This window comes from Aquihabitans sp. G128 (assembly GCF_019048865.1).
Classification (GTDB): Bacteria; Actinomycetota; Acidimicrobiia; order Acidimicrobiales; family Iamiaceae; genus Aquihabitans.
Genome location: NZ_CP077604.1, coordinates 3,084,149 through 3,108,490 on the forward strand (window position 1 = coordinate 3,084,149; position 24,342 = coordinate 3,108,490).

Annotated in this window: 26 protein-coding genes and 1 pseudogene; 10 read left to right on the forward strand and 17 right to left on the reverse strand. The window is 73.9% G+C overall.

Annotation, left to right across the window (positions count from 1 at the left end; all coding sequences use genetic code 11):
• Positions 1 to 226 precede the first annotated feature (226 nt).
• On the reverse strand, positions 227 to 1,822 hold the full coding sequence (locus KSP35_RS14740; RefSeq protein ID WP_216996587.1) for a cellulase family glycosylhydrolase: 1,596 nt from the start codon (positions 1,820 to 1,822) through the stop codon (positions 227 to 229).
• A 167-nt stretch (positions 1,823 to 1,989) separates the two neighbouring features.
• Here KSP35_RS14740 and KSP35_RS14745 point away from each other — a divergent pair, with 167 nt between their 5' ends.
• Both KSP35_RS14745 and KSP35_RS14750 read left to right on the forward strand, forming a co-directional pair.
• Positions 1,990 to 2,541, forward strand: a complete 552-nt coding sequence (locus tag KSP35_RS14745; RefSeq protein ID WP_216996588.1) for a DUF6817 domain-containing protein — start codon at positions 1,990 to 1,992, stop codon at positions 2,539 to 2,541.
• Positions 2,542 to 2,673: 132 nt separating this feature from the next.
• Entirely contained in the window at positions 2,674 to 3,624 is a 951-nt protein-coding gene (locus KSP35_RS14750) for a TIGR03619 family F420-dependent LLM class oxidoreductase (protein WP_216996589.1), read from the forward strand.
• Between the two features lie 33 nt (positions 3,625 to 3,657).
• Here KSP35_RS14750 and KSP35_RS14755 read toward each other — a convergent pair whose 3' ends face one another.
• The 5 genes and pseudogenes from KSP35_RS14755 to KSP35_RS14775 form a co-directional block, all read right to left on the reverse strand.
• Complete coding sequence (locus tag KSP35_RS14755) at positions 3,658 to 3,840, reverse strand: hypothetical protein (protein ID WP_216996590.1); 183 nt, start codon at positions 3,838 to 3,840, stop codon at positions 3,658 to 3,660.
• 309 nt (positions 3,841 to 4,149) lie between these two features.
• Positions 4,150 to 4,956: a molybdopterin-dependent oxidoreductase gene (locus tag KSP35_RS14760; RefSeq protein ID WP_216996591.1), complete on the reverse strand. Its 807-nt coding sequence runs from the start codon at positions 4,954 to 4,956 to the stop codon at positions 4,150 to 4,152.
• A 384-nt stretch (positions 4,957 to 5,340) separates the two neighbouring features.
• The gene (locus tag KSP35_RS14765) at positions 5,341 to 5,502 is read right to left on the reverse strand and encodes a hypothetical protein (RefSeq protein ID WP_216996592.1); all 162 of its coding nucleotides are present in this window, start codon (positions 5,500 to 5,502) and stop codon (positions 5,341 to 5,343) included.
• Positions 5,503 to 5,599: 97 nt separating this feature from the next.
• Positions 5,600 to 5,959 (reverse strand): annotated as a pseudogene (locus KSP35_RS25995) (class I SAM-dependent methyltransferase); the annotation flags it as partial.
• Positions 5,956 to 6,588, reverse strand: coding sequence for a DUF2064 domain-containing protein (locus tag KSP35_RS14775; RefSeq protein WP_216996593.1), 633 nt, complete (start codon positions 6,586 to 6,588; stop codon positions 5,956 to 5,958). The gene KSP35_RS14775 and the pseudogene KSP35_RS25995, both read right to left, overlap by 4 nt.
• Before the next feature lie 112 nt (positions 6,589 to 6,700).
• On the opposite strand from KSP35_RS14775, the gene KSP35_RS14780 reads away from it, so the two are divergent.
• From KSP35_RS14780 to KSP35_RS14790, 3 genes are read left to right on the forward strand one after another with little or no spacing between them, the layout of a single operon-like run.
• Positions 6,701 to 7,402 carry a response regulator transcription factor gene (locus KSP35_RS14780; protein ID WP_216996594.1) on the forward strand — a complete coding sequence of 234 codons (702 nt, stop codon included), beginning with the start codon at positions 6,701 to 6,703 and terminating at the stop codon, positions 7,400 to 7,402.
• Complete coding sequence (locus tag KSP35_RS14785) at positions 7,399 to 8,394, forward strand: cell wall metabolism sensor histidine kinase WalK (protein ID WP_216996595.1); 996 nt, start codon at positions 7,399 to 7,401, stop codon at positions 8,392 to 8,394. The genes KSP35_RS14780 and KSP35_RS14785 overlap by 4 nt, the downstream gene beginning before the upstream one ends.
• Complete coding sequence (locus tag KSP35_RS14790) at positions 8,367 to 8,606, forward strand: sensor histidine kinase KdpD (RefSeq protein ID WP_216996596.1); 240 nt, start codon at positions 8,367 to 8,369, stop codon at positions 8,604 to 8,606. Before KSP35_RS14785 ends, KSP35_RS14790 begins: the two co-directional genes overlap by 28 nt.
• Positions 8,607 to 8,641: 35 nt before the next feature.
• Here the strand turns inward: KSP35_RS14790 and KSP35_RS24535 are convergent, their stop codons facing one another.
• Positions 8,642 to 9,289, reverse strand: coding sequence for a glycosyltransferase (locus tag KSP35_RS24535; RefSeq protein WP_254126783.1), 648 nt, complete (start codon positions 9,287 to 9,289; stop codon positions 8,642 to 8,644).
• A gap of 39 nt (positions 9,290 to 9,328) precedes the next feature.
• On the opposite strand from KSP35_RS24535, the gene KSP35_RS24540 reads away from it, so the two are divergent.
• Complete coding sequence (locus KSP35_RS24540) at positions 9,329 to 10,675, forward strand: hypothetical protein (RefSeq protein ID WP_254126784.1); 1,347 nt, start codon at positions 9,329 to 9,331, stop codon at positions 10,673 to 10,675.
• A gap of 7 nt (positions 10,676 to 10,682) precedes the next feature.
• Positions 10,683 to 11,729: an NAD-dependent epimerase/dehydratase family protein gene (locus tag KSP35_RS14800; protein WP_216996597.1), complete on the forward strand. Its 1,047-nt coding sequence runs from the start codon at positions 10,683 to 10,685 to the stop codon at positions 11,727 to 11,729.
• A 25-nt stretch (positions 11,730 to 11,754) separates the two neighbouring features.
• Here KSP35_RS14800 and KSP35_RS14805 read toward each other — a convergent pair whose 3' ends face one another.
• From KSP35_RS14805 to KSP35_RS14815, 3 genes are all read right to left on the reverse strand, one after another.
• A complete protein-coding gene (locus KSP35_RS14805; RefSeq protein WP_216996598.1) occupies positions 11,755 to 12,222 on the reverse strand; it encodes a Na+/H+ antiporter NhaA in 468 nt (155 codons plus the stop codon).
• A 100-nt stretch (positions 12,223 to 12,322) separates the two neighbouring features.
• On the reverse strand, positions 12,323 to 13,984 hold the full coding sequence (locus KSP35_RS14810) for a chloride channel protein (protein WP_216996599.1): 1,662 nt from the start codon (positions 13,982 to 13,984) through the stop codon (positions 12,323 to 12,325).
• A gap of 47 nt (positions 13,985 to 14,031) precedes the next feature.
• On the reverse strand, positions 14,032 to 14,502 hold the full coding sequence (locus KSP35_RS14815; protein WP_216996600.1) for a MarR family winged helix-turn-helix transcriptional regulator: 471 nt from the start codon (positions 14,500 to 14,502) through the stop codon (positions 14,032 to 14,034).
• Between the two features lie 249 nt (positions 14,503 to 14,751).
• Here KSP35_RS14815 and KSP35_RS14820 point away from each other — a divergent pair, with 249 nt between their 5' ends.
• The 3 genes from KSP35_RS14820 to KSP35_RS14830 all read left to right on the forward strand — a co-directional run bounded on the left by KSP35_RS14820 (position 14,752) and on the right by KSP35_RS14830 (position 18,228).
• On the forward strand, positions 14,752 to 16,284 hold the full coding sequence (locus tag KSP35_RS14820; RefSeq protein ID WP_216996601.1) for an ammonium transporter: 1,533 nt from the start codon (positions 14,752 to 14,754) through the stop codon (positions 16,282 to 16,284).
• Between the two features lie 425 nt (positions 16,285 to 16,709).
• On the forward strand, positions 16,710 to 17,072 hold the full coding sequence (locus KSP35_RS14825; RefSeq protein WP_216996602.1) for a hypothetical protein: 363 nt from the start codon (positions 16,710 to 16,712) through the stop codon (positions 17,070 to 17,072).
• Positions 17,073 to 17,643: 571 nt separating this feature from the next.
• Positions 17,644 to 18,228, forward strand: a complete 585-nt coding sequence (locus KSP35_RS14830) for a helix-turn-helix domain-containing protein (protein WP_216996603.1) — start codon at positions 17,644 to 17,646, stop codon at positions 18,226 to 18,228.
• 26 nt (positions 18,229 to 18,254) lie between these two features.
• Here KSP35_RS14830 and mnhG read toward each other — a convergent pair whose 3' ends face one another.
• From mnhG to mbhE, 7 genes are read right to left on the reverse strand one after another with little or no spacing between them, the layout of a single operon-like run.
• Complete coding sequence (gene mnhG, locus KSP35_RS14835; protein ID WP_216996604.1) at positions 18,255 to 18,584, reverse strand: monovalent cation/H(+) antiporter subunit G; 330 nt, start codon at positions 18,582 to 18,584, stop codon at positions 18,255 to 18,257.
• Positions 18,581 to 18,832 carry a monovalent cation/H+ antiporter complex subunit F gene (locus tag KSP35_RS14840; protein WP_216996605.1) on the reverse strand — a complete coding sequence of 84 codons (252 nt, stop codon included), beginning with the start codon at positions 18,830 to 18,832 and terminating at the stop codon, positions 18,581 to 18,583. The genes mnhG and KSP35_RS14840 overlap by 4 nt, the downstream gene beginning before the upstream one ends.
• On the reverse strand, positions 18,829 to 19,419 hold the full coding sequence (locus KSP35_RS14845; RefSeq protein ID WP_216996606.1) for a Na+/H+ antiporter subunit E: 591 nt from the start codon (positions 19,417 to 19,419) through the stop codon (positions 18,829 to 18,831). Before KSP35_RS14845 ends, KSP35_RS14840 begins: the two co-directional genes overlap by 4 nt.
• Positions 19,416 to 20,906, reverse strand: coding sequence for a proton-conducting transporter membrane subunit (locus tag KSP35_RS14850; RefSeq protein WP_217002244.1), 1,491 nt, complete (start codon positions 20,904 to 20,906; stop codon positions 19,416 to 19,418). Before KSP35_RS14850 ends, KSP35_RS14845 begins: the two co-directional genes overlap by 4 nt.
• The gene (locus KSP35_RS14855; protein ID WP_216996607.1) at positions 20,906 to 21,358 is read right to left on the reverse strand and encodes a sodium:proton antiporter; all 453 of its coding nucleotides are present in this window, start codon (positions 21,356 to 21,358) and stop codon (positions 20,906 to 20,908) included. The genes KSP35_RS14850 and KSP35_RS14855 overlap by 1 nt, the downstream gene beginning before the upstream one ends.
• On the reverse strand, positions 21,355 to 21,816 hold the full coding sequence (locus KSP35_RS14860; RefSeq protein WP_216996608.1) for an MnhB domain-containing protein: 462 nt from the start codon (positions 21,814 to 21,816) through the stop codon (positions 21,355 to 21,357). The genes KSP35_RS14855 and KSP35_RS14860 overlap by 4 nt, the downstream gene beginning before the upstream one ends.
• Positions 21,813 to 24,161 carry a hydrogen gas-evolving membrane-bound hydrogenase subunit E gene (mbhE, locus tag KSP35_RS14865; protein ID WP_216996609.1) on the reverse strand — a complete coding sequence of 783 codons (2,349 nt, stop codon included), beginning with the start codon at positions 24,159 to 24,161 and terminating at the stop codon, positions 21,813 to 21,815. The genes KSP35_RS14860 and mbhE overlap by 4 nt, the downstream gene beginning before the upstream one ends.
• Positions 24,162 to 24,342 lie beyond the last annotated feature (181 nt).

Here is a 24,342-nt window from a genome sequence, read left to right on the forward strand (position 1 = left end):
GCCCCACGAGCGCGGTGGCGGTGCGGCTGGTGGTCATGGCGTTCCTCGCTGCGGTGGCGGCGCCGTCCCCTGACGGCCCCGACCATCCGACACTCTTGACACCCCAACTGTCAATAGTTTGGGGTCGCTGGAACCAGCACCCCGGGAACTTGTCGCAGTTGTCGACCGGGGCGTCGTCCAACTGCGACGAGTTCGTGGTGGTGGGTGGGCGCTTGGTCAGCCGGCGTCAGCCGGTGTAGGCGGCGCGGCCGGCGACCGGGGTGGCGGGGGCGGCGGTGCCGGGGCCGGTGGCGGCGGGGGCCGTCGTGGTGGGGGTGGGAGCGGGAGCGGGGTCGGGCAGGACGACGGGGCACGGGGTGGCGTCGGCCTCGGGGACCAGGCACACGGCGTGGGCGCCACCGGTCTTGGCGGTGGTGACGTGGATGACGCCGGCCACCGGGTCGGGCTCGGCGGACCACGTGCCGTCGGCGTCGCTGGTAACGACCTTCCACCCGTCTGCGTAGGCCGGGGGCACCACCAGGTCGGTGGGGCCGGTGGCGTCGTCGTCGGCGAAGACCACCCGCAGGCGTCGGGTGGCGGTGTCGAACCCGGCCGACGTGGGGGCGCCGGCCACGGCCTGGGCCCACGGCTGGATGATCTGGTCGAAGCCCGGGTCGGGCAGCGAGGCGGGGTCGAAGTAGAAGGCGGTCCAGCCCGAACCGATCTCGTCCATGAGCGCCACGCTCCGGTCGATGAACGCCTCCATGCCGGGCTTGGAGGCGTCGGACACGCCCCACTCGCCGAAGATCATCGGCACGTGGTTGCGCTGCGGGTAGCCGACGATGGCGGCGCGGAAGCGGGTGAAGAACGCCTCGTTCAGGACCGGCGTCCCGCCGCCGTAGGTGGCCGTCTCGATGGCCGAGTCGTACATGTGCGGGTAGTAGGCGACCTTGGTGCCGTGGATCTTCCGCAGCGCCGGGGTCAGCCCGAGCGAGGCCTCGTTGGCCGGCTCCACGAAGATCCAGCGCTCGGTGTCGACGGTGCGGATGGCGTCGGTGAGGCGCTGGTACAGGTCGGAGAGCTGGCCGCCCTCGATGCGGTTCACCGCCTCCTGCAGGGTCTCGCCGGCGCGCAGCTCACCGAACGGCTCGTTGAGCAGGTCGTAGCCGAAGACCGCCGGCTCGCTGCCGACCTGGTCGACCACCTCGAGCCAGGCGTCGACCTGGGCCTGGCGCAGGTCGGCGTCCTCGTAGAGGTGCTGCCAGGCCCGCATGAGCGCCGGCTGCACGGCGTTGAGGAACCACACGTCCTGCGGCACGAAGGGCAGCCCGTCGCTGCGGGTGGCCCACACCGGGATGCCGTTCGAGCCGAAGGCGGCGCCGAAGTTGTCCTGGTGCATGTCGAGGATGACCTTCAGGCCGTGGGCCTCCGCCCGGGCCAGCACCGTGCGCACGCCGTCGAAGTAGGCCTGGTCGTAGGTGCCCTGGGTGGGCTCGAACTGGTCCCAGTAGACGCTGATCCGGATCAGGTCGAAGCCGGCCGCCGCGGTGGCGGCGAGCCGGGCGTCGGAGGCGTCGGCGGGCAGGTCCCGGCTCTTGATGTTGATGCCACGCACCTGGCGGGCCCGGCCCTGGGCGTCGGCGAACCACGTCCGCCCGTCGGTGCCGGTGGTGGTGGTCCACCCCGCCGTCGAGTGGGCGTCGGGAGCGGGCGCCACGCGGCCGACCCGAGCGGGCCCGTCCGGCGCGGCCTGGGCGACGGGGCCGCCCACGGCCAGCCCGGCGGCGAGCGCCGCCACCCCGATCGACCGCCACCGACGTGCCCCGCTGCGCTGCTCCCCCATGGCCCGCCAACCTAGCGAGCACCACCGGGGCCGAGCCGTCCGACCTCGACCGCTCGCCCAGCCTCCTGGAGCAGGCAAGCACCACCGTGACGCAGGACCTCCTCGGAACCCCGACGGCGTTCGACCGAGGCGGCAGGGCCCACGCCGACGCCGGTACGGTCCCGGGCGTGAGCGGACCGCGAGCGGGCACCCGGAACGCAGAGGCCGATGCGCTGCTCGTGGCCCGCGGGGCCGGCGACCTCGCCCACCCGGGCGGGAACCTGCTCCACCACCTGCAGCGCACGAGCGACCTGCTGCGCGGGTGGGAGGCGCCCGAGGCCACCGTCCTGGCCGGCCGGTGCCACGCCGCCTACGGCACCGCCGGCTTCCCGGCGGCCCTTCTCGCCCTCGACGAGCGCGACGTGCTGCGCTCGGCCATCGGCGACGAGGCCGAGGCGATCGTGCACCGCTACGGCTCCTGCGACCGGGCGGCCACCTACCCGACGCTCGCCACGGCCGAGCCGGCGTTCACCGACCGCTTCGCCGGCGCGGTCGTCGAGCTCGACGCCGATGGGTGGCGGTCCTTCGCCCTCGTGTCCCTCGCCAACGAGCTCGACATCGTGCGCCACGGCGACCTCGCACCCGAGGCGCTGCACGCCATCGCCACCTTCTTCGAGCGCCTCGCCCCGTTCGCGCTCGACGAGGCCGAGGCCGCCCTCGCCGAGGTCCTCTGGCGCTGAGGCGCCGCGGTCGGATCCGGTAGACACGCAGGGCCGGCACCGACCTCGTGGTGCCGACCCACCGGAACAGGACGCTGCCATGAGCTCCCCCACCGCCTCGCCCGCCCGACCCGCCCGTGCCGGAGCCCTCCGGTGAGGGTCTCGCTCGGCCTCCCCACCCACCGGGTCGACCAGGGCGCCGACCTGGTCTCCGGCTCGGCCATCGGTGAGCTGTCGGCGGCCGCCGAGGAAGCCGGCTTCGGCGCCGTGTACGTCACGGAGCACCCGTTCCCCACCACGGCCTGGCTCGACGGCGGCGGCCACCACGCCCTCGACCCCTTGGTGGCCCTCAGCTTCGCCGCCGCCGCCACCCGGACCATCCGGCTCCACACCAACCTGTTCGTGGCCGCCTACCGCAACCCGTTCCTGGCGGCGAAGGGCCTGTCGACGCTCGACGTGCTGAGCGGGGGCCGCCTCGTGGTGGGCGTCGGCGCCGGCTACCTGGAGGGCGAGTACGACGCGCTGGGCGGGGCGTTCGCCACCCGCAACGACGACACCGACGCCGCCCTCGCCGCCTGGCGCGCCGCGTGGACCGGCGAGTCGGTGGTGGCCGAGGGCGACGGGTGGCGCGCGCCCGGCAACACGATGCTCCCCCGGCCCGCGCAGCAGCCCGGCCCGCCCATCTGGATCGGCGGCAACAGCAAGCGCGCCATCCGCCGCGCCGTCGAGCTGGCCGACGGCTGGTCGCCGTTCCCCACCTCCCCCGCCGTGGCCACCGCCACCCGCACCGCCGCGCTGCGCACGCCCGAGGACCTCGCCGGTCGCCTCGACTACGCCCGCGAGCACGCCGCGTCCATCGGCCGCACCGGGCCGTTCGACGTCGCGTTCATCCCGCGAGGGCTGCGCATGGGCGCCGGCGAGCCCGTCGACGCCGATGCCGTGGTCGCCAGCTGCGCGGCCCTGGCCGCCGTGGGGGTGAACTGGATCACCGTCGCCTTCGCCGAGGGAACCCGTGACGGCCAGCTCGCCCAGATCGCCACCTGGGCCACCGACGTGCTGCCCGCCCTGGCCGAGCTCGAGGCCACCCCCGTCCTCCCCGCGTGACGCCGCCGCCCACCGGCGACCCCGGAGCGGTCCTCAGGCCGGACGCGATCCTCGATCGAACCGAGGCCGGGCCCACAGCACCACGGCCGTGACCGCCGCCAGCCCCCAGACCACCGCCACCGCCGAGACCAGGCCGGAGCCGTAGTCCCGGGGCCGGAGCGACGCGTTGTCGGGGCGGCCCCCGAGGTCGAGCACCAGCGGCGCGGCGAACGCCACCAGCACGGCGGTGGCCAGGAGCGCCGCGCGCCGGGAGCCACGCCCAGCGGGGCAGCCAGCGTCGACCGGCCAGCCCGACAGCAGCCACCAGCGGCACCACCACCAGGTCCAGGGCGAGGGCGCCGCCTGCGAAGAACGGGATGAACGACGAGAGCCCGTTGCCCTCGCCACCGAGCAGGCCCACCAGGCCGAACAGGGCGATGGCGGCGCCGACGCCCATGCCCACCCAGAAGGCCCGCCCGGGCGACACCGATCCCTCGCTCGACCCCTCGCTCGGCTCGGGGGCGGGCTCGGTCGTCGTCGCCACGGTCATCGGACGTCCAGCTCGTTGACCCACTTGGTCTGGAACACCCCGGGCCGGTTGGGGGCGATCAGCCGCAGCGGGTAGCCGTGGTCGAGCGCCAGCGCCTCGCCGTCGAGCCGCAGCGCGAGGAGCGTGTCCGGATCGGCCGCCACCTCGGCCGAGACCGTCGAGGCGCGGTACCGGCCGCCGCCCTGGAGCGACCCCACCACCACCTCGGCCCCGTCGGCAGCGCCGGCCGCGGCGAGCAGGTCGCGCAGCGGCACGCCGGTCCACGACGCCGACGCGCTCCAGCCCTCGACGCAGGCGATGGGCAGCGTGGCGGTGCGCTGGGGCATGGCCCGCAGCTGGGCCAGCGACAGCGAGGTCGGCTGCTCCACCCGCCCCTTCACCTCGAGGCGCCAGGAGTCGTCGACCTTGGAGGCCTTGATCCCGGCGCTGCGGGCCGACTTGTTGACGGGCAGCCCCTGCGGCCCGATCTGCGGGTCCCGCGGGGCGAGCACCGACCACCGGCGCAGCGGCCCCCAGGTCTGGCCGGCGGTGGCCACCGTGACGGCCCCGGCCCCCACCGCCACGCTGCCGAGGAACCAGCGCCGCTCCGATGGGCGGGCCCGACCGGGCAGCTCGCCGCCGGTGCGCTCGCCTCGCCGCACGACGGCTGCGGTGGTGGCGGCCTTGGCGCCGATGTGGGCCACCAGGCCGCCGATGGTGATCCACGCCGCCCAGTAGTGCGCGGTCGGGAAGAAGAAGCCCCACGGGTACCACTGGAACGTGTTCAACGTGCCGGTCACCAACAGGAACGCGCTGCCGCCCACCAGGGGGGAACAGCATCGCCCGCTCGACGCCCTTGGCCACGGTGGCCGCCACCGGCTTGGCCCAGAACCGCGGCGCCACCACCCAGAGCTTGGCGACGAGGAGCGGGATGGTGGCGATGCCGGTCGCCACGTGCAGGCCTTGGGTGACCCGGTAGGCGCCGGCGGGGCGCGCCGGCCACGAGAACCACGAGTAGGGGTGCTGGATGAGGTGGGAGAGCAGCCCGGTGGCGAAGCACACCGTGAACGACATGCCGAGCGCCAAGCCCAGCCAGGCCGCCACCTTGGTGTCGTGCAGCGGTGAGGCGTAGCGCCCGGCGATGCCGTGCGGCGGGTCGTTCGGGGCCTCGGGCCCGGACGGAGCCGGGCCGGCGACCTCGGTCGCGGTCACGCCGCCGCCTCGCCGCGGCCGAGCTCCACGAACCAGCGGCCGCAGTCCTCGGTGGCCGCCATCCGGTGGAGGCCGACCTCGGCGGCCAGGCCGTCGATGGCGTCGAGGCCCACCTGGGCCCAGGGGAACCACGCCGACGCGGCGTCGCCGCGCTCCACGCGCCGCGAACCGGTGCACGCCGGTCCCCGGCGCGCCGACCTCCACCAGCAGGCGGCCCTCGGGGTCGAGCAGCTGCGCGACGCGGCGCAGGAGCCGAACCGGGTCGCCGCCGATGCCGATGTTCCCGTCGAAGAGCAGGGCGGTGCGCCAGCGGCCCACCCCGGGCATCGGGTCGAAGACCGAACGGACCAGGGCCGCAGCGTGGCGCTCGACGGCCTGGCCGACCGCCACCGGGCTGGCGTCGACGCCCATGGCCGGGATGCCCCGCTCGGAGAGGGCGACGACCAGCCGACCGGGCCCGCAGCCGATGTCGAGCACCGGACCGTGCACGTGGGCCAGCCGCCGCTGCTCGAGCGCATCGGCGGGGGCGCTCCACTGGTCGACGTCGAGGTCGATGACCGTGCCGTCCTCGCCGCAGAGGCGGGTGGCCGGCGCCGGCAGCACCGCGACGCTCATCGGTCTGCCCCCACCCGGCCGTGGGCCCGCACCGCAGCGGCGAACCGCGTGCCCGGCGCAGCGGCCGCCACGGTCACGGCATCGGCCGGCTCGTCCACGTCGGTGACCGTCGGCAGGAGCGTGGTCGTGAGCCCGAGCGACCGGAGGCGAGCGAGCTGGCGGGGGCCGGTGTCGGACCGGCTCGTGGGGATGCCGGCGAACACGCCGGGCGGGCAGCGGTGGAAGCCGATGGCCCACCAGCCACCGTCGGCCGCCGGCCCGAGCACGGCGTCGGTCCCCGGCACCTCGAGGGCGTCGAAGGCCCCGTCGAGATCGGCCGCGGTGAGCTGCGGCGTGTCCATCCCGATCTGGAGGCCGGGCCCGGCGGCGTCGGCCCAGGCGCCGGCCAGCCGCACTGCCAGGTCGCCGTGCACCTGGGGCACCACCTCGAAGGCGGCGGGGACGATGCCCGTGGGATCGCCGTCGAAGGACACGACCACCCGATCGGCCCGGCAGGCTGCTGCCGCGGCGAAGGTGTCGGCCAGGGCGGCGGCGGCCAGCGCGGCGGCGCCGTCGGCGCCGTAGGCCGGGATCAGCCGGGTCTTGGCCCGGCCCGGCAGGGGCTGCTTGGCGACGATGAGGAGGTCCACCCCTGCACCCTCCCCGACGAGTCCTTGCGGACGAACCCCTAGGTGCTTACGAAGCGGGGAACAGCGCACGGACCACCCGGCCAGGGCCGGGATCGGTCCGTAGGGTGCGGTCGTGGCCTCCCTCCAACGCCAGCGCGTGCTGGTGATCGACGACGACCCCAACGTCAGCGAGGTCGTCGCCGCGTACCTGGAGCGCGAGGGGGCCATCGTCGAGGTCCGGTCCGACGGGCTGTCCGGGCTGGAGGCTGCGCTGGCCGATCCGCCCGACCTCGTGGTGCTCGACCTCATGCTCCCGGGCCTCGACGGGCTCGAGGTGTGCCGCCGCCTGCAGGCCCTCGCTCCCGTGCCGGTCGTGATGCTGACCGCCAAGGGTGACGAGACCGATCGCATCATCGGGTTGGAGCTCGGCGCCGACGACTACGTGAGCAAGCCGTTCTCGCCACGTGAGCTCGTCGCCCGGATCAAGGCCGTGCTCCGCCGAGCCAACGCCCCGCTCGCCCCGGTGGGCGCCGGCGCCGCCCAGCTCTCCTCCGGCCCGCTCGAGATCGACGTGACCGCCCACGAGGCGCACCGCGACGGCGACCTGCTGGCCCTCACCGCCCGCGAGTTCGAGCTGCTCGTCCACCTGGTGCGCCACCCCCGGCGGGCCTTCCGGCGCGAGGAGCTGCTGGAGCGGGTCTGGGGCACGCGCTTCGGCGACACGTCGACCATCACCGTCCACGTGCGCCGCCTGCGCGAGAAGATCGAGGTCGATCCCTCGGCCCCGCAGCACCTCGTCACGGTGTGGGGCATCGGCTACCGGTGGGAACCGTGACCGCCCGCGTCGCCCGCTACGGGCCTGCCCTCGCCGTCGGCGTCGTCCTGACCCTCGCCGCTGCGGCGTTCCTCGACGCTCCCCTCGGCGACGCGCTCACGCTGGTGGGCCTGGCCGTGACCGGGGCCGCCATCGCCGCCCTCCTCGGTTCCGCCCTTGGTGCGACGGTGCGGGGCCGGCCGCTCGCCGTGCAGGTCACCGTCATCGCCGTGACGGCGATCGCCGCCTCTCTGGCCGGTGCGGTGCTGGCCGCCAACGCCATGTTCGTGTCCACCCACGACCTCCGTGCCCTCCTGGTGGTGCTGGCCGCTGGTGGCACCGCCGCCGCAGTCGCCGCGCTGCTGCTGGGCGGGCGCCTGGGCCGGGCCAGCGAGGACCTGCGCGACCTGTCCGACCAGCTCGCCAACGGCACCCTCGTCGAGCGGCCCCGGCCCCTGCCGGCGGAGCTGGCCCAGGTGGCCGACCAGCTGACCGCCACCTGGGGCCGGCTGGAGGAGGCCCGCACGAAGGAGCGGGCGATGGAGGCGTCCCGCCGCGAGCTGGTGGCCTGGGTCTCCCACGACCTGCGCACCCCGCTCTCGGGCATCCGGGCCATGGTCGAGGCGCTCGAAGACGGCGTGGTCACCGACCCGGCCACCGTCGACCGCTACCACGCCACCATCCGCCAGGAGGCCGAGCGGCTGACCCAGCTGGTCGACGACCTCTTCGAGCTGAGCCGCATCCAGGCCGGCGCCCTCGACCTCGACCTCCAGCGGGTCGGGCTGGCCGACCTCGTCTCCGACGCCCTCGCCGCCACCGGTCTGGCGGCCGACGCTCGGGGGGTCGTGCTCCAAGGCGAGCTCCACGAGCCCGCTCCAGAGGTGGCCGCCTCGGTGCCGGACCTCTCGCGCGTCATCCGCAACCTCCTCGACAACGCCATCCGCCACACCCCCGCGGCGGCGAGGTGCGCGTCGAGGCGGCGACCGTGGGGCAGCACGCCGTCCTGTCGGTGAGCGACAGCTGCGGCGGCATCCCCGACCACGAGCTGGATCGCGTCTTCGACCTCGCCTTCCGTGGCGACGCCGCCCGCACGCCGGGCCAGGGCGGGGGCGGCTTCGGCCTCGCCATCGCCCGCGGCCTGGTGGAGGCCCACCAGGGCGACATCGCGGTGGCCAACGAGCCCGGCGGCTGCCGGTTCACGGTCCGCCTGCCCCTGGGGCCCTGATGCCCCGCTCCCACCCGACCGCAGCCGGTCGAGGCTCAGGTGGTGCGGAGGATCCGGGACATGTCCCGCACGGTCCGGACGGTGCCCTTCACGGTGCCGGTCACCTTGGAGCGCCCCTCGCGCGGCCGGTACGGGACGGGCACCTCGGCCACCCGCCAGCCGGCGCGGTCCGCGCGGAGGACCATCTCGAGCGGCCAACCGAACCGGCGGTCGACCATGCCCAGGTCGAGCAGCGCCTGCCGTCGAACGGCGCGCAGCGGACCGAGGTCGCGAAGGGCGAGGTCGGTGCGGCGGCGGACCTCGAAGGCCAGGAAGCGGTTGGCGACGCGAGCGTGGGCCGGCCAGGCCCCCGCCGTGGCGATGCGCTCGCCGAGCACCAGGTCGGCGACGCCGGCCAGGACGGGGTCGGCCACCAGCGGGAGGTCGGCGGGGTCGAGCGAGCCGTCGGCGTCCATGAAGCAGACGACGTCGTCGGTGGCGGCGAGCAGACCGGCCCAGCACGCGCTGCCGAAGCCCCGCTCGGGCTCGTGCACCACGAGGGCCCCGGCCGCTCGGGCCAGGTCGGGCGAGCCGTCGGTGGACCCGTTGTCGACGACGATGGGCCGGTAGCCGGCGGGCATGGCGGCCAGGACCGCCTCGATGGCGGCGGCCTCGTCGAGCATGGGCAGCACGACGTCGGGCACGGCGCGGGACCGTACCAGCGCCTGGCCCGGTCCCGGCCGGTGCTCGCCTGGGTCGCGCTGGTCACGGTGGCATCCCTGGTGGGGATCCCGTTCCGCATCGACTGGAAGCTCAAGGCACCACCGTTCGCCGGTGCGGTCGACCTCCCCTTCCTGCCGGCCGTGCCGGTGGTGCTCGGCCTCGGCCTGGTGCTGGCCGCCCGCCTGCCCGGCTGGTGCGTCCGCCTCGGCTGGCGTCGCCTGCTCCTCACCGCCGCCCTCGTCGGCCTGGCGTGGGGTGGTGCGCTGGCGCTGGTGCGGGGGCCGTCCGGCCTCGACCGTGGGCTCGACGGGCGCTTCGAGTACCCGGCCGTGGTGGCCCAGGTCGACGACATCGGCCTCGGGCGCTTCGTCGACACCTTCACCGAGCCGACCGTCCTCGAGCGCTACCCCATCCACGTGCAGGGCCACCCGCTGGGGGCCGCCCTGCTCTTCGTCGGCCTCGACCGGGTCGGCCTCGGCGGTGCCGCGGGTGCCGCCGCGTTCCTTCTGGTGGCCGGCGCCGCCGCCACCCCGGCCGTGCTCCTCGCCGTGCGCGACGTGGCCGGCGAGCGTCGCGCCCGCCAGGCGGCGCCGTTCCTGGTGCTCGCCCCTGCGGTCCTCTGGACGGTCACCTCGGCCGACGCGCTCTACGCCTCGGTCGGTGCCTGGGCCGTGGCCCTGCTCGTCCTGGCCTCGTCGCCAGGGCGCGCCCTGGGCCGCCGAGCCGTCCTGGCCGTCGCCGGCGGCGTGCTCTTCGGCCTCGGCGTGAACCTGAGCTACGGCTTGGCGCCGCTGGTGCTGGTGCCGATCGTGGTGATCGCCGTGCGGCGGCGCTGGTCCGTGCTGGCCGGTGCCGCGCTCGGCGGGGCGGCGGTGCTCGCTGCCTTCGCCGCCGCCGGCTTCTGGTGGTTCGACGGGTTGGCCGCCACCCACGTCCGCTACCTGGCCGGCGTGGGCGCCCGCCGGTCCTTCGCCTACTTCGCGCCCCTCGGCAACCCGGCCGCGCTGGCCGTGGCAGCGGGCCCGGCGATGGCGCTGGGCCTGGCTCGCGTCCGCGACCGGAAGCTGTGGCTCCTGGCCGGCGGCGCCCTCGCCGCCGTCGTGGTCGCCGACCTCACCGGCCTGTCCAAGGCCGAGGTCGAGCGCATCTGGCTGCCGTTCGTGCCGTGGCTGCTGGTGCTCGCCGCCGGCCTGGCCGACCGTTCCGACCGTCCTGGTCGTGGGTCCGACGCGAGCCACGATCCGACGGCCGTCACTGCCGCAGAGCCGACCACCGTCGCGGCCTGGTCGCCGCTCGCCTCGCAGGCGCTGGTCCTGCAGGTCGTGGTGGCCGTGCTGGCCGAATCCGTCGTCAAGACCCTCTGGTAGGAGCAACGTGCGCATCCTCGTCACCGGTGGCCTCGGCTTCATCGGCTCCCACCTCGTCGACCGCTTGGTCGCCGACGGCCACGACGTCGCGGTCCTCGACTCGCTCGCCCCCCACGTCCACGCCACCGCGCCCGCCTACGCCAACCCCGCCGCCACCTACGTCGAGGGCGACGTGCGCGACCCCGACGCGTGGCGGCAGGTGCTGCCCGGCGTCGACGCGGTGTCGCACCAGGCGGCCCGCGTGGGCCTGGGCGTGAGCCCGGCCGACGTGCGCGGCTACGTGGAGGACAACGACGTGGGCACCGCCGTGGGCCTGTGGTGCCTCCACGAGGCCGGCTTCGCCGGGCGACTGGTGCTCGCCTCGAGCATGGTCGTCTACGGCGAAGGCGCCTACCGCTGTGCCGAGCACGGCCCGGTGCGGCCCGGCCCACGCCGGCGCGAGGCCCTCGACGCCGGCGACTTCGAGCCGCCGTGCCCCACCTGCGGCCGCCGCCTCGAGCCGGCCCTGGTCGACGAGGACGCTCCCCTCGATCCCCGCAACACCTACGCCGCCACCAAGCTCCACCAGGAGCACCTGGCCGCGGTGTTCGGGCGGGAGACCGGCGTGCCCGTCATCGCGCTCCGCTACCACAACGTCTACGGGCCCCGGATGCCCCGCGACACGCCGTACGCGGGCGTGGCCGCCATCTTCCGCTCGGCGCTCGAGCGCGGCGAAGCGCCCCAAGTGTTCGAGGACGGCGGCCAGCGCCGCGACTTCGTCCACGTGGCCGACGTGGCGGCGGCGAACGTCGCCGCCCTCACCCAGGCCGAGCCGCTGGTCGGCGCCTGCAACGTGGCCAGCGGCCACCCCCACACCGTGGGGGACCTGGCCCACGCCCTCGCCGCGGCCATGGGCGGCCCGACGCCGGTCACCACCGGCGCCTACCGCCTGGGCGACGTGCGCCACGTCACCGCCTCCCCGGCCCGAGCCGCCGAGCAGCTCGGCTTCCGGGCGGCGATCCCCTTCGCCGACGGCGTCACCGAGTTCGCCACCGCTGCGCTGCGCGACGCCTGAGTCGGAGGCCGCGCGCCTCCCCAGGTCAGGGCTCGGTCCTCGCCCCCGACCCGCAGCGGACCAGCACGGTGGAGCCGACGGCCGCAGCCAAGACCGACGCGAGGAGGATGCCGACCTTCGCATCGCCCTGGAGCGGACCGGGCTCGAAGGCGAGGCCGGCCACGAACAGCGAGACGGTGAAGCCGATCCCGGCCAGCACGGCCGCGCCGACCAGCTGCGCCCAGCTGACCCCCTCGGGCAGGCTGGCCAGCCCGATCCGGGTGGCGAGCCACGCGGCACCCGTGATGCCGACGGTCTTGCCCAGGACGAGGCCGACGACCACACCGGTCATCACCGGCCCGGCGGTGCTGAGGCTGTCGCCCCGCAGCTCGATGCCCGCGTCGGCCAGCGCGAACAGCGGGACGACGAGGTAGCTCCTCCACGGGTGGAGGAGGGCGAGGAGGCGATCGGTCAGCGGGACGGAGGTCCGGATCAGGAACGAGACGCGCTGCACCTCCTGCGCGTCGAGCTCCGGCTGGTTCTCGAGGGAGTCGACGATGGCCTCTGTCTCGAGGCGATCCTGGAGGGCGACCGCCGGCGTGAGGTCGACGTGCTCAGGTGGTCGTCTCGGTTCGATCGAGGATGGCGTCGAGCTTCAGGATCTCGCCGGTGGTGACCAGCCCGACGTAGCGGCCGTCGTCGAGGATGGGCAGCCGATCGGTGTCGGCCTCCTCCATCGCCCGCACGGCGGTGCCCAGCGACCACCCCACGTCGCCCACGGGGCCCTCGGTCCGGGCGATGTCGGAGACGGGCGTCGTGGGCCAGGCCTCACGAGCGATCGTGCCGATGTCGTGCAGCAGGACCATCCCCAGGTAGGTGGCCCCGTCGACGACCGGGACGGCGCGCATGTGCAGCTGGCTCACGTGGTGGTCGAACAGCTCGGCGATCGTCGCATCCGGAGGCACCGTGCTGGCGTCGGTGCGCACGGCGGCGGTGACCGGTAGCCGGAGCCGACGTTCGAGCAGGCTGGACCGGGTGCCCTCCTGGTACGGCGTCACCGACGCACTCCCCATCAGGAGCTGGCTCGTGGCGGCGGCGATCAGGGCCGGCACCACGAACCCCGGTCGCCCCGACGTCTCGGCCACGAAGACCACCGCGGCCAGCGGCACCCGGTAACCGGCGCCGAGGAACGCCGCCACGCCGAGGAGCGGGAAGAACGTCGGGTCCGGAGGGTGCACCAGGGCGCTGACCCCGGCTCCCAGCAGCGCGCCCTGCACGACGAGCGGCACGAACAGGCCGCCGACCCCGCCGCCGCCGACCGCCAGCGTGGTCGCCGCCGCCCGGAGGAGGAACAGCACGACGATCGCGCCGATCGCGTGGCCAGGGTCGATCGCCCAGGCCAGCGTGCGATAGCCCGACCCCGTCGAGAGGGCGTCGTCGGTGACGGCATGGGTGGCCAGGAACACCGCCACCAGACCGCCGGCGACGATGGGCAACCTCGTGGCCGGAGACACGTCGGCGGCGAGCCCCTTGGCGAAGCGGAGGATCCACGCGAAGCCTCGGGCCCCGAGCCCGGCGAGCAGGCCGAGCACGGCGGCGCCCCCGAGGTCTCGGAGGTCGAAGGGTGGTGCGCCACCGATGGGGAAGAGCGGCTCCACCCCGTTGATGGCCACGTAGACCACGTAGCTGGACGCCGACGCGAACATCGCCGGCAGCAGCATCCGCCGGGCCAGGTCCTCCCGATACGGGACCTCCAGGGCGAAGACCAGACCGGTCGCCGGCGCCTTGAAGATGGCCGCCACCCCGGCGGCGGCTCCGCACACCATCAAGAGCTTGGCGTCCTCGCGGCTGAACACCCGGCCCCAGCGCCGCTGCAGGCGCGCCCCGATCGCCGTGCCGATGTAGATGGCCGGGCCCTCGAAGCCCATCGCCGCTCCGGACCCGAGGGTTGCGGCGCTGGCGAGCAGGCGGCCCGGCACGGGCCGCTGGTCGAACTCGCCGTCACGGTCGTGGAACGCCTTGATGTACTCGTCGGCCGTCGAGGGCGATGCGCCACCCGCAAGCCACCGGAGGACGAGGTAGGCGACCAGGAGGCCGACCCCCGGGAGCACCGCTTGCGCCCAGAGCGGGAGCTCGAGGACCCGCTCGAAGGCCCCTTCGGCCACGAGCCGGTCGAACCCCGCCACGCCGAGGCCCGTGCAGATGCCCGTGACGATGGCCAACGCTCCCGCCTGGCGGGTGCGACGGCCGACGGCGCCGAGCTGGCGCAGCCGCACGCCCGAGAGCGAAGCCCCTTGCGGCCCACGGATCGGCAGAGGGGCGCTCACAGGTCCCACCCCGTCGCCCACGCCTCGTCGGGAGCCTCGCCCGCCGCGGCTCCGAAGGTCCGCATGGCCCGGACCACCGCGCTCCGCTCCCGAGGCGAGATGTTGGCCACGATCCGCTCGATCTCCACCCGTCGCAGACCGGTGACCTCGTCGACCAGGCGGCGGCCCGGCGCCGCGACGGCCACCTCGACCTCGCGCCGGTTCTCGGCGCGGACCTGGCGCTCGATCAGGCCCTTCGCCACGAGGCGATCGCACAGGCGGGTCGCCGTCGATGGCGACGACCCCAGCTCACCAGCCAGCTCACCCATGGTCATCGCCCCCTTGGCGCAGAGGACGACGACCGCTCGGTACTCCGGCAGCGTGACCTCTTCGTCCACCCCGGCGAGGGACCGGGCGGCGATGGCCACCAATGCCCGCGACGCGCTCAACACGACATCGATGATCTCGTCGACCCGGGACTCTTTCATGATGCAAGGATAGCGGGGCGGAAGGTTTCCCGGGTCGCCGGCGGCTCGCGCACTTCGGTCAGGTTCTGCACCCAGGGGAGGTGGTGAATGGAACCTGACCGTTCACCGCTCGGACATTGGCGGGAGACGGCCCCTTCTTAGGTTGCGCCCCGACCGGAGAAGGACGCACGCGGACGTGTGCGGGGATACGGGAACAAAGGAGCGCTCCATGGCTGCACGGATCGAACGACACCGGACCGGAGGGACCCCATGAGGCCCGCCGTCAAGCGCACGATCGTGGGCCTGGCCGCCACGGTCGGGGCGACCGCCCTCGGCGCGATCGCCTTCGCCGGCCCAGCCGGAGCCCAAGCCGACTCCGAGGTCGTCGTCCTCGGCAAGCAGGTCAACCTGCTGTGGGTGGTGCTCGGTGCCGTCCTGGTGGTGTTCATGCAGGCGGGCTTCGCCTTGGTCGAGACCGGCTTCTGTCGGGCCAAGCACGCCGCCCACGTCATGAGCACCAACTTCGCCATCTTCGGGATCGGCTTCGTGGCCTTCTTCCTCATCGGCTGGCCGCTGATGTTCGGCGGGTTCACCGTCCCGGCCGTCGGCTTCGACGTGCCCACCGGCACCAACCTGATCGGGTCCGGGAACTGGACGTTCCTGTGGCAGGGCGGCTGGGCCGGCTCCGGCAAGGCCTTCTACACCGCCGGCGGCATGGGGATCTTCTTCTACATGGTGGCCTTCATGGACACCGTGGCGACCATCCCCACGGGGGCCATGGCCGAACGGTGGAAGTGGAACGCCTTCGTCGGCTGGGGCTTCTTCTGCGGCGCCTTCTACTACCCGCTGTTCGGCGCGTGGACGTGGGGCGGCGGCTGGCTGGCCAAGGCCGGCAACTCGATGCACCTCGGCCACGGCTACGTGGACTTCGCCGGCTCCGGCGTGGTGCACGCAGTCGGTGGCGTGGCGGGCCTGGCCGGAGCGATCGTGCTCGGGCCCCGCCTCGGCAAGTTCAACAAGGACGGTTCGGCCAACACCCTCGCCGGCCACCACATCCCCATGGCCATGCTCGGGACGTTCATCCTCCTGTTCGGCTGGTTCGGCTTCAACGCCGCCTCGACGTTCGCGGTGACCGACATCCGGTTCGCCGTCGTCGCCCTCAACACCGCCCTCGCCGGCGCCTTCGGTGCGGTGGCGTCGATGTTCTTCATGCAGCTGCGGACGGGCAAGCCCGATCCGGGGATGATGGTGAACGGCATGCTCGGTGGGCTCGTGGCCATCACCGCCCCGTGCGCCTTCGTCCAGCCGTGGGCTGCAGCGGTCATCGGCATCATCGCAGGCGTGCTCATCCCTCTCGCCGCCGAGTTCATCGAGTCTCGGGGCATCGACGACCCGGTGGGCGCCGTCGCGGTGCACGGCGTCGGCGGCTCGTTCGGCGTGCTGTGCGTCGGCATCTTCTCCGACGGCCAGTACGGCTTCGGCTGGAACGCCACCGAGGGGCTCGACGCCCGAGGGGTCACGGGCGTCCTCTACGGCGGCGAGGGCTGGGGCCAGCTGGGCGTCCAGGCGCTCTCGGTCGTGGTCATCTGGACCGTCATCTTCGGGTTCGCCTTCGGGTTCTTCAAGCTGCAGAACAAGCTGATGAAGGGCGGCATCCGTCCCACCGAGGAGATGGAGCTCGAGGGCATGGACATGCCCGAGATGGGAGCGCTCGCCTACCCCGAGTTCCCGCTCATCGAGGACGCCGTCACCGGCCACGGCGGTGGATCCCCCACCGAGGAGGAGCTCACCACGGTCGACTGAGCCTGCCGCCGACGATTCGTCGGACGAGCCCCCTGCCCGACGCCGCTGGCCCCTGCCCCTGCAGGACCGCCAGCGGCGTCGGCCGTTCCGAGGACGAGCCTCGTTCGGAGCGGAGGCGCCCCACGCGTCCCGCCGCCCTTCGCTCGCCGCGCGGCGAAAGGTCAGGGACAGGACGGCGCACCCGAAGCGCACGGGCACCGACACGCTCACGAAACAGCCGTTCCGTACCGTCCGACCCGTCATGGAAGCCCTGGACGCCGAACGCACCGCTGCCCCGCCGGCAAAAGCCGAGACGCGAGCGGCGATCGTGGCCTGGCCGGCGAGCGCCGGGCGTCGATGCGAGCTGGCCCGGCAAGGGATCCCGTGCCTCCTGGTGCTCGAACCAGGCGACGCCCCCCCCTCCGCTGCTCTCCGGCGAGGACTGGGTGCGAAGCGACGCTGACGAGCAAGACGTCGCGGCCCGCCTGGCTCACCTCGCTGCCGGGCCACCTCCGAGGCCCACCGGGCTCCGACTGGCGCTCGCCTCGGCGCTCGACGGCGAGCGCGATGCCGACGACGGGCTGCGCGCCCTGGCCCGCCTCGCTGCCACCCCAGGTCGCCTGGTGACCCTTGGAGACCTGGCGGCGGCCATCGCCCCGGGCTCCGCCGTCGGCCGGACGCGGGTCCGCGCGGCGATCCAGGCTGCGCAGGTCCTGCTCGGCGAGCTGGTGCCGCCCGATGACCCCAGCGAGATCGTGACGGTCGGCCGGGCGGGGCACCTGCTCGACAGAGGGGCTCGGCGGTCGTGATGGTCCCTCGCCACCACCGTCCGATCCGACGCCGGTCGTCCGCCTCGGAGCCCGGTCGGCTGCGGTCCGTGGCCTCCCGTGCGGCGGCTGTCGCGTGCTCCATCGCCTTGCTCGCCATCGTCGCGACGCCATCGTCGTGCGATGCGACGGAGTCGGTGGTCGCGAACGGGCCGGCGGCTGCGGGCGCCCCGCCTGCGGCCGCCAGCCGACCATCGACCAGCGCACGAACCGCTTCCGCGCTGGCGAGCGCGAGCGTCCGCGCGACCCGCCTGTTCACGGGAGCGATACCGCCCACAGCACGCGTGAGCCGGATCGCCTCGGCGACGTCGCTGAAGGTCCAGCGCCACGAGCTGCTCACCATCGTCAGCGCCGTCACCGTCATCACTGCAGCGTTCGCCGCCCTCCGTCGCCGCCGGCGGCCGCAACCGGCGTCCTCCCCGTTGCCCCCTCGACCACGCGGACCGGACGACCCGCGTGGCCCACCCGCCGCTCCGAGCACCCATGCCTGCCGCCGCCCGGCGCCAGGTTCGGTTGCCGGCCGCCCCTGCGGCCGTGGACTCGGAGGTGAACCTTGCTCACGAAAGCTCGTCCGACGAGCGACCCCATCGCTCACGCCATCTCGTGGATCTCGACGAGGGGCATCCAGGTGGAGCGGCGCACCAGCAGCCACCTGGACCTCGACCTGACGCCGCCCGCACACCCCACCCTCTACCTGCTCGATCCGGGCGTGATGCCCCCGATGAACTGGTCAGCGCTCGAAGACTGGGTCCGCCTGCCGGCGGAGGCCTCCGAGCTCTACGACCGGGCGGACCGCCTGCTGGCGCGGGCGGCCATGTCCGGCGGCTTCCGCACCTTCGTCGACGACGACGACGTGCTGCGGGTCGGGGCCCGCCTCGTGCCGTTGAGCCCGCTGGAGGCCTCGTTGGTGCGCGAGCTGCTCGCCCATGCTGGGACGCTGGTGAGGCGAGAGGCGCTCGAAGAGGCGCTGTGGCCGGATGGCTCGGCACCCGAGGCGCGAGCCCTCGACAACCGGATCAAGCGCCTGCGCCGCCACCTGGACGGGCTGCCCCTGCGGATCCACACCGTCCGGGCCCGTGGCTTCCTCATCGAGCAGCGGCCGATGGTCGACCACGACGAGGTGGACTGGCGCAGCTGACCACGGGGCCGGCCTCCGTCGAGCGTTCAGAGCTCGTCGATGTCCGCCAACTGGTCCAGCACGGCCTCGTCGCGCTCCCACTCGCCCTGGCGGTGGGCGGCGCGCCCCACGAGGTGGGCCGCCACCGGAGCGGTGAGGAGCTGCATGGCGATCGTCAGGAGCAGCACCGGGATCACCCCCCGGCCGTCGATGCGGGCCATGGCTCCCGTGGCCACCAGCACCAGGCCGAGCGTCGACGGCTTGGTGGCCACGTGCATGCGCACGAACAGGTCGGAGAACTTCAGCTGGCCCAACCCGGCGAGCGCGCCGAACGCCGCGCCGAGCAGGATCAGGAAGGCACCCACCGCGTCCATCATCGGCGTCGCCCCTCGATGAAGCGGGCGAAGGTCGAGGTGCCGAGGAACGCCACCAGGGACACCACGACCCCGACCACCAGGTAGGTGGACCGACCGGTGTAGGCGCCCCAGGCCGTCAGCGCGGTGACCACGATCGTGAGGATCGAGTCGAGCGACACCACGCGGTCGGAGAGGTTCGGGCCGATCACCAGCTTGGCGAGGAAGCCGGCGCCGCCGATGGCGAGCAGGACGAGGGCGGCAGCGATCACGAGGGGTCCTCGATGCGATGGGGCTCAGACGGGACGGGCTCGGGCGCCGGGCCCGCGGTTCGGCCGCAGATGGCGGCCCGCTCCTCGGCGGTGCCGAAGGCGTCGACCACCCGGCGCTCGAGGTCGGCGACCTCCTCTCGGGTGGCGTCGACGCTGTCGAACGCCAGCACGTGCACGAACAGCACGGTGGGCCGGCCCCGGGCGTCGAGGGTGAGGGTGCCCGGTGTGAGGGTGATGGCGTTGGCGATGATCGTGGCCAGGCGGCCCGACCGGGTGCGCAGGGGGACCACCACCACCGCGGTCCGGATGCTGGAGCGCCGCTTCGGGACGATGACCTCGCGGGCCACCGACACGTTCGAGACCACGAGGGCCCAGGCGAACCACAGCGTGAACGAGAGGGCGGGCAGAGGGTGGACGGTGAACGGGTCGTCCCGGACCTCGGTGGGCGGGAACACGAGCACCAGCGCGGTGCCGCAGAGCAGCCCGGTCACGACGTTGGGGAACGTGACGCTGCCCCACAGCGCCAGCCAGACCACCACCAGCCAGCCCACGAGGAGGGCCCGGCCCAGGACGGGGTGCCCGGTCACCGCAGCACCGCCCGCACGTAGGCCGCGGGATCGAGGAGGTCGGCCGCCGCCCGCTGGCAGTAGCCGAACACCGGGCCGGCGGCCACCGCCAGCCCGAGCGATGCGACGACCAGCCCGCCGGTGGCCAGGAGCATCGGCAGGGTGCCGCCGAAGCGGACCGACGTCGCATCGTCGGGCTCGGCCACGAGCTCGACCTCGCCCCAGAACGCCCCCGCCCAGATCTTCGACATGGAGAAGAGCGTGAGCACGCTGACGACGAGGCTCACCGCCACCACGGCCCACTCCTCGGCCGAGAGGCCCGCCTGCACCACCGAGAGCTTGGCCACGAACCCCGAGAACGGAGGGATGCCGGCCAGGCTCAGCGCCGGCAGGAGGAACATCCACCCGAGCAGCGGGTATCGCCTCGCCACCCCGCCGATGCTCGCCAGGCGGGTGGACCCGGCGGCGTGGTCGACCAGCCCGCCCACCAGGAGCAACGTGCTCTTCAGCACGACCTGGTTGACGACGTAGAGGATGGCCGCGGCGATGCCGGCGACCGTGAACAGGCCCAGGCCGAGGACCATGTACCCGATCTGGCTCACGATGTGGAAGCTCAGGATCCGCTTCACGTCGTCCTGGGCGATGGCGCCCAGGACCCCGACGACCATGGTGATCCCGGCGATCACGAGGATGAAGCCCCCGATGCGATCGCCGGGGAGCACGATCAGGGTCTGGGTGCGGATCAGGCAGTAGACGCCGACCTTGGTCAGCAGGCCGGCGAACACCGCGGTGATCGGCGTCGGTGCCGTCGGGTAGCTGTCGGGCAGCCAGAAGAAGAGGGGGAACACGGCCGCCTTGATGCCGAACACCACGAACATCAGCAGGGCGAAGGCGACCCGAACCCCCTCGGGCACCGTGTGCATCCGCACGGCGAGGTCGGCCATGTTCACGGTTCCCAGCGACGCGTACAGCAGGGCGAGCAGCACCACGAAGAGCGTCGACGCCACCAGGTTGATGATCACGTAGGTCATGCCGCTCTGGACCTGGTCGCGTCGTCCCCCGAGGGTGATCAGGATGTAGCTCGCGGTGAGCATCATCTCGAAGGCCACGAAGAGGTTGAACAGGTCGCCGGTGAGGAACGAGAGCCCCACCCCGGCGGCCAGCACCAGGTAGACGGGGTGGAACGAGGGCTGCTCCTGCTCCGTGCCGGGCTGGCCCATGGCGAACACCAGCACGGCGAGCAGGACGGGCGACGCCACCACGAGCATCAGGGCACTGAAGCGGTCGGCCACCAACGAGATCCCCACCGGCGCGGACCAACCACCCATGAACGCCGCGCTGGGCCCGTGCCGGTCGACGTCGACGAGCATGGCGATCGACGCACCGGTCGTGATGACGAAGGCCAGGGCGCCGACGGCCCGCTGCACGTTGCGCTGCCGGGCGAAGGCCATGGAGATGCCTGCGGCGATGAGCGGGACCACCACCGGCAGGGGGAGCAGGACGCGCATCACGGGCCGTCCTCCTCGCCCAACGCGGGTCCGCCGGCCTCGGCATCGGCGCCGGCGGCGGCCATCGCCTCGATGTCGGCGACCTCCTCGTCGGCCAGCGCGGCGAGCGCCCCCGCGATGCGACGGTCTTCGACGTCGTCCTCCACCAGGTCGTCGCCGGTCAGCTGCCAGCTCCGGAAGGCGAGCGCCAGCAGGAACGCCGTGACGCCGAACGAGATGACGATGGCGGTCAGCGCCAGCGCTTGGGGCATCGGGTCCGCCACCCGCTCGCCCTTCGTCGCCCCGATGAACGGCGCCACCCCACGTCGCCCGCCGGACAGGAGGAGCAGGAGGTTGGCACCGTGGCCCATCAAGCCGAGGCCCACGATGAGCCGACTGAGCCGACGCTGGAGCAGGAGGTAGGTGCCGAGGGAGAACAGGAGGGCGGTGGAGAACGCCAGCAGCAGGCTCATCGTCCCGTCTCCTGTCGAGCCCACGAGTTCCCCAGCGAGGGCAACCGCTCGCCGAAGGCCACCAGGAGCATCAAGGTCATGCCCACCACCACGAACGCCACCCCGATGTCGAAGACGAGGGCGGTGTTGTAGTGGGCCGCGCCCATCGGCCCCAGGTGCACCTCGCCCTTGAAGTGCTCGAGCAGCTCGCGGCCCGCGAGGAGCGGGACGATGGCCGAGCCCGTGGCACAGGCCAGCCCGATGCCGAGCAGCGTCCACGCACGGACGGGCAGCGCCTCACGGACCTCGTCGATGCCACCCGCCACGTAGCGCAGGGCGAGCGCCGCTCCGGCGACGAGGCCACCGACGAAGCCGCCGCCCGGACGGTTGTGGCCGGTGAAGAGCAAGAACAGGCCGAGGAGGAAGGCCGAGTGGAAGACCACGCGCACCACGACGTCGAGGATCAGGGACCGCCTCATCGCTGGTCCTGCGGCTTGCTGCTCGGTCCACGGAGCGGCGCGAACGAGCGGAGCTCACGACCCTCGCGCCGAGACAGGCGAGCAAGGCTGTAGACGCCGATCGCGGCCACGGCCAGCACGGTGATCTCGCCCATGGTGTCGAAGCCGCGGATGTCGACGATCACCACGTTGACCACGTTGCGCCCGCCGCCCTCGGTGAGGGCCCGGTCGATGAACGCCGTGCTCACCGGCGGCTCGACCCGCACGCCCACCGCCACCACGATGAACACGAAGACGAACACGCCGACCAGGGCCGAGATGACGAGCCGAGCGGTCCGGCCGATCACGGTCGGGCGCTCGTTGAACCGCTTGGGCAGGTGGCGCAGGACCAGGACGAAGACCACGGCGCCGAGCGTGTCGATGCACACCTGGGTGAGCGCCAGGTCGGGCGCGCCCTGGAGCACGAAGACCAGGGCCATCCCGTAGCCCACCGCGCCGAGGCAGAGCACGGCCGCCATGCGCTCGCGCACCACGGTGGCCGCGACGCCACCGACGATCAGCAACCCGGCCGCGGCCCAGTCGCCCGGGCCCGTGGCCAACGGCGGCAGGTCGGGGAACGGGCTCCGCAGCAGGGCGAAGCCGGGCACCACCACGGCGGTGAGCAGGATCACGCCGGTGTAGACGGGGAGCGAGCCCGGCTGGACGAAGCCGGTGACGCGATCGGCCACCCGGTTCAGGCCCCGGACCAGGCCGAGGTACGCCGCATCGCCGTCGACCGGGTGGGGCACACGCGACTGGACCCGAGCGACGGCGACCCGCCCTGCCACCAGCAACGCGCCGAGCGCCAGCGTGAGCCCCGACAGGACCAGCGGCCGGCCGACGCCGTGCCAGAGGGCCAGGTGGACGGGGTGCACCCCCGGGTCGAGGCTGTCGGCGGCGCTCGACACCAACCCCGATGCCAGGCCGGGGACCAGGCCGAGCACCAGCGTCAGGGTCCCCAGCAGGGCGGCGGGAGCCCAGAACGCCAACGCCGGGGCGGGAGGTGGCTCGATCGGGGCGACGGCCCCGCTGGCGGGAGCCGAGCCCGGACGCGTGGGGACGAACGCCCCCAGCAGGAGGCGGCCCGTGTAGGCGAACGTCAGCACGGAGCCCGCCACCAGACCGGCCAGCACGACCCCGCTGCCGGTGACGCCCCCGTGGGCGAACGCGTCGTAGGCGGACTCCTTGGCCACGAAGCCGAAGAGGAGCGGGATGCCCGCCATCGATGCGCCTGCTGCGACCGCCACCACCTTCGGCCCGAGCCACCCCGGGCCGTACCGGCCCAGCGCCCGGATGTCGCGGGTGTGCGCCTGGTGGTCGATCACCCCGACCACGAGGAAGAGGCACGCCTTGAACAAGGCGTGGGCGAGGAGCAGGACCACACCGGCCTCGGTGGCCTCCGGCGTGCCGACGCCGAACAGCACCACCAGGAACCCCAGCTGGCTGACCGTGCCGAAGGCCAGGATGCGCTTGAGGTCGTGCTGGCGCAGCGCTCGCCAGCCGCCGGTGAGCATGGTCACCAGGCCCACCGAGAGCACCAGGGGCCGCCAGATCCCCTGGTCGGCGAACACCGGTGCCAGGCGCGCGATCAGGTAGACGCCCGCCTTCACCATCGTGGCCGAGTGGAGGAAGGCGCTCACGGGGGTGGGCGCCACCATGGCCCCGGGCAGCCACGCCGAGAACGGGAACTGCGCCGACTTGGTGAACGCACCGACCAGCACCAGGACCAGCCCCACCGAGACGGTGGTCCCGGTGGGGGGACGGGCGGCCAGCGCGGCGAGGTCGTAGGTGCCGGCCGACTGGCCGATGAGCACGAAGCCGCCGAGCATGGCGAGACCCCCGGCCCCGGTGGTCAGCAACGCCTGGAGGGCCGAGGCGCGAGCCTTCGGGTCCTCGTCGGTCCAGCCGATCAGCAGGTAGGAGGTCACCGAGGTGAGCTCCCAGGCCACGTACAGCGCCAGGAGGTTGGCCGCCGTCACCACGCCGAGCATGGCGGCGGTGAACACGAGGAGCAGACCCGCCAGCCGGTGCAACCCGGCGCGCCCGGCGGCGAAGTACTGCGAGGCGTAGAGCTGCACCAGGAGCCCGATGCCGGTGACCAGGAGCACGAGGAGGAGCGAGAACCCGTCGATGCGGAGGTCGAGCGAGAGGTGCAGCGCCGGGACCCACGTCTGCGACGCGTGGATCACGTCGCCGTCGACGATCCCACCGGCGTGGGCGACGGCCCAGGCCAGCGCTGCCGCCGGCGACAGGGCGGCCACCAGGAACGACCGACGACCCAGGCGGCGGCCACCGGCCAGCAGCGCGAGGCCGAGCGCGGCGTGCACCAGGAGCAGGACGGTCAGCGGAGCTCCTCCCGGGTCGAGGCGTCAGGCCGAGCGGAGGTCCCGGATCAGCCGGGGCGCACTGTACGAGTCGGGTTTGTCGCCCCCATTACGGCTTCCTGAACGAACTGCGCGCCACGCCGGTGCCCGAGGTGGATCCGAGCGTGCCCGGCCGCCACCGAGC

What these genes read in the sequence shown, in the direction of transcription:
- KSP35_RS14740 (WP_216996587.1), bottom strand. Translation starts at nt 1,822, where the DNA reads ATGGGGGAGCAGCGCAGCGGGGCACGTCGGTGGCGGTCGATCGGGGTG.
- KSP35_RS14815 (WP_216996600.1), bottom strand. Translation starts at nt 14,502, where the DNA reads ATGAAAGAGTCCCGGGTCGACGAGATCATCGATGTCGTGTTGAGCGCG.
- KSP35_RS14820 (WP_216996601.1), top strand. Translation starts at nt 14,752, where the DNA reads ATGAGGCCCGCCGTCAAGCGCACGATCGTGGGCCTGGCCGCCACGGTC.
- mnhG (WP_216996604.1), bottom strand. Translation starts at nt 18,584, where the DNA reads ATGATGGACGCGGTGGGTGCCTTCCTGATCCTGCTCGGCGCGGCGTTC.
- KSP35_RS14850 (WP_217002244.1), bottom strand. Translation starts at nt 20,906, where the DNA reads ATGCGCGTCCTGCTCCCCCTGCCGGTGGTGGTCCCGCTCATCGCCGCA.
- KSP35_RS14855 (WP_216996607.1), bottom strand. Translation starts at nt 21,358, where the DNA reads ATGAGCCTGCTGCTGGCGTTCTCCACCGCCCTCCTGTTCTCCCTCGGC.
- KSP35_RS14860 (WP_216996608.1), bottom strand. Translation starts at nt 21,816, where the DNA reads ATGAGGCGGTCCCTGATCCTCGACGTCGTGGTGCGCGTGGTCTTCCAC.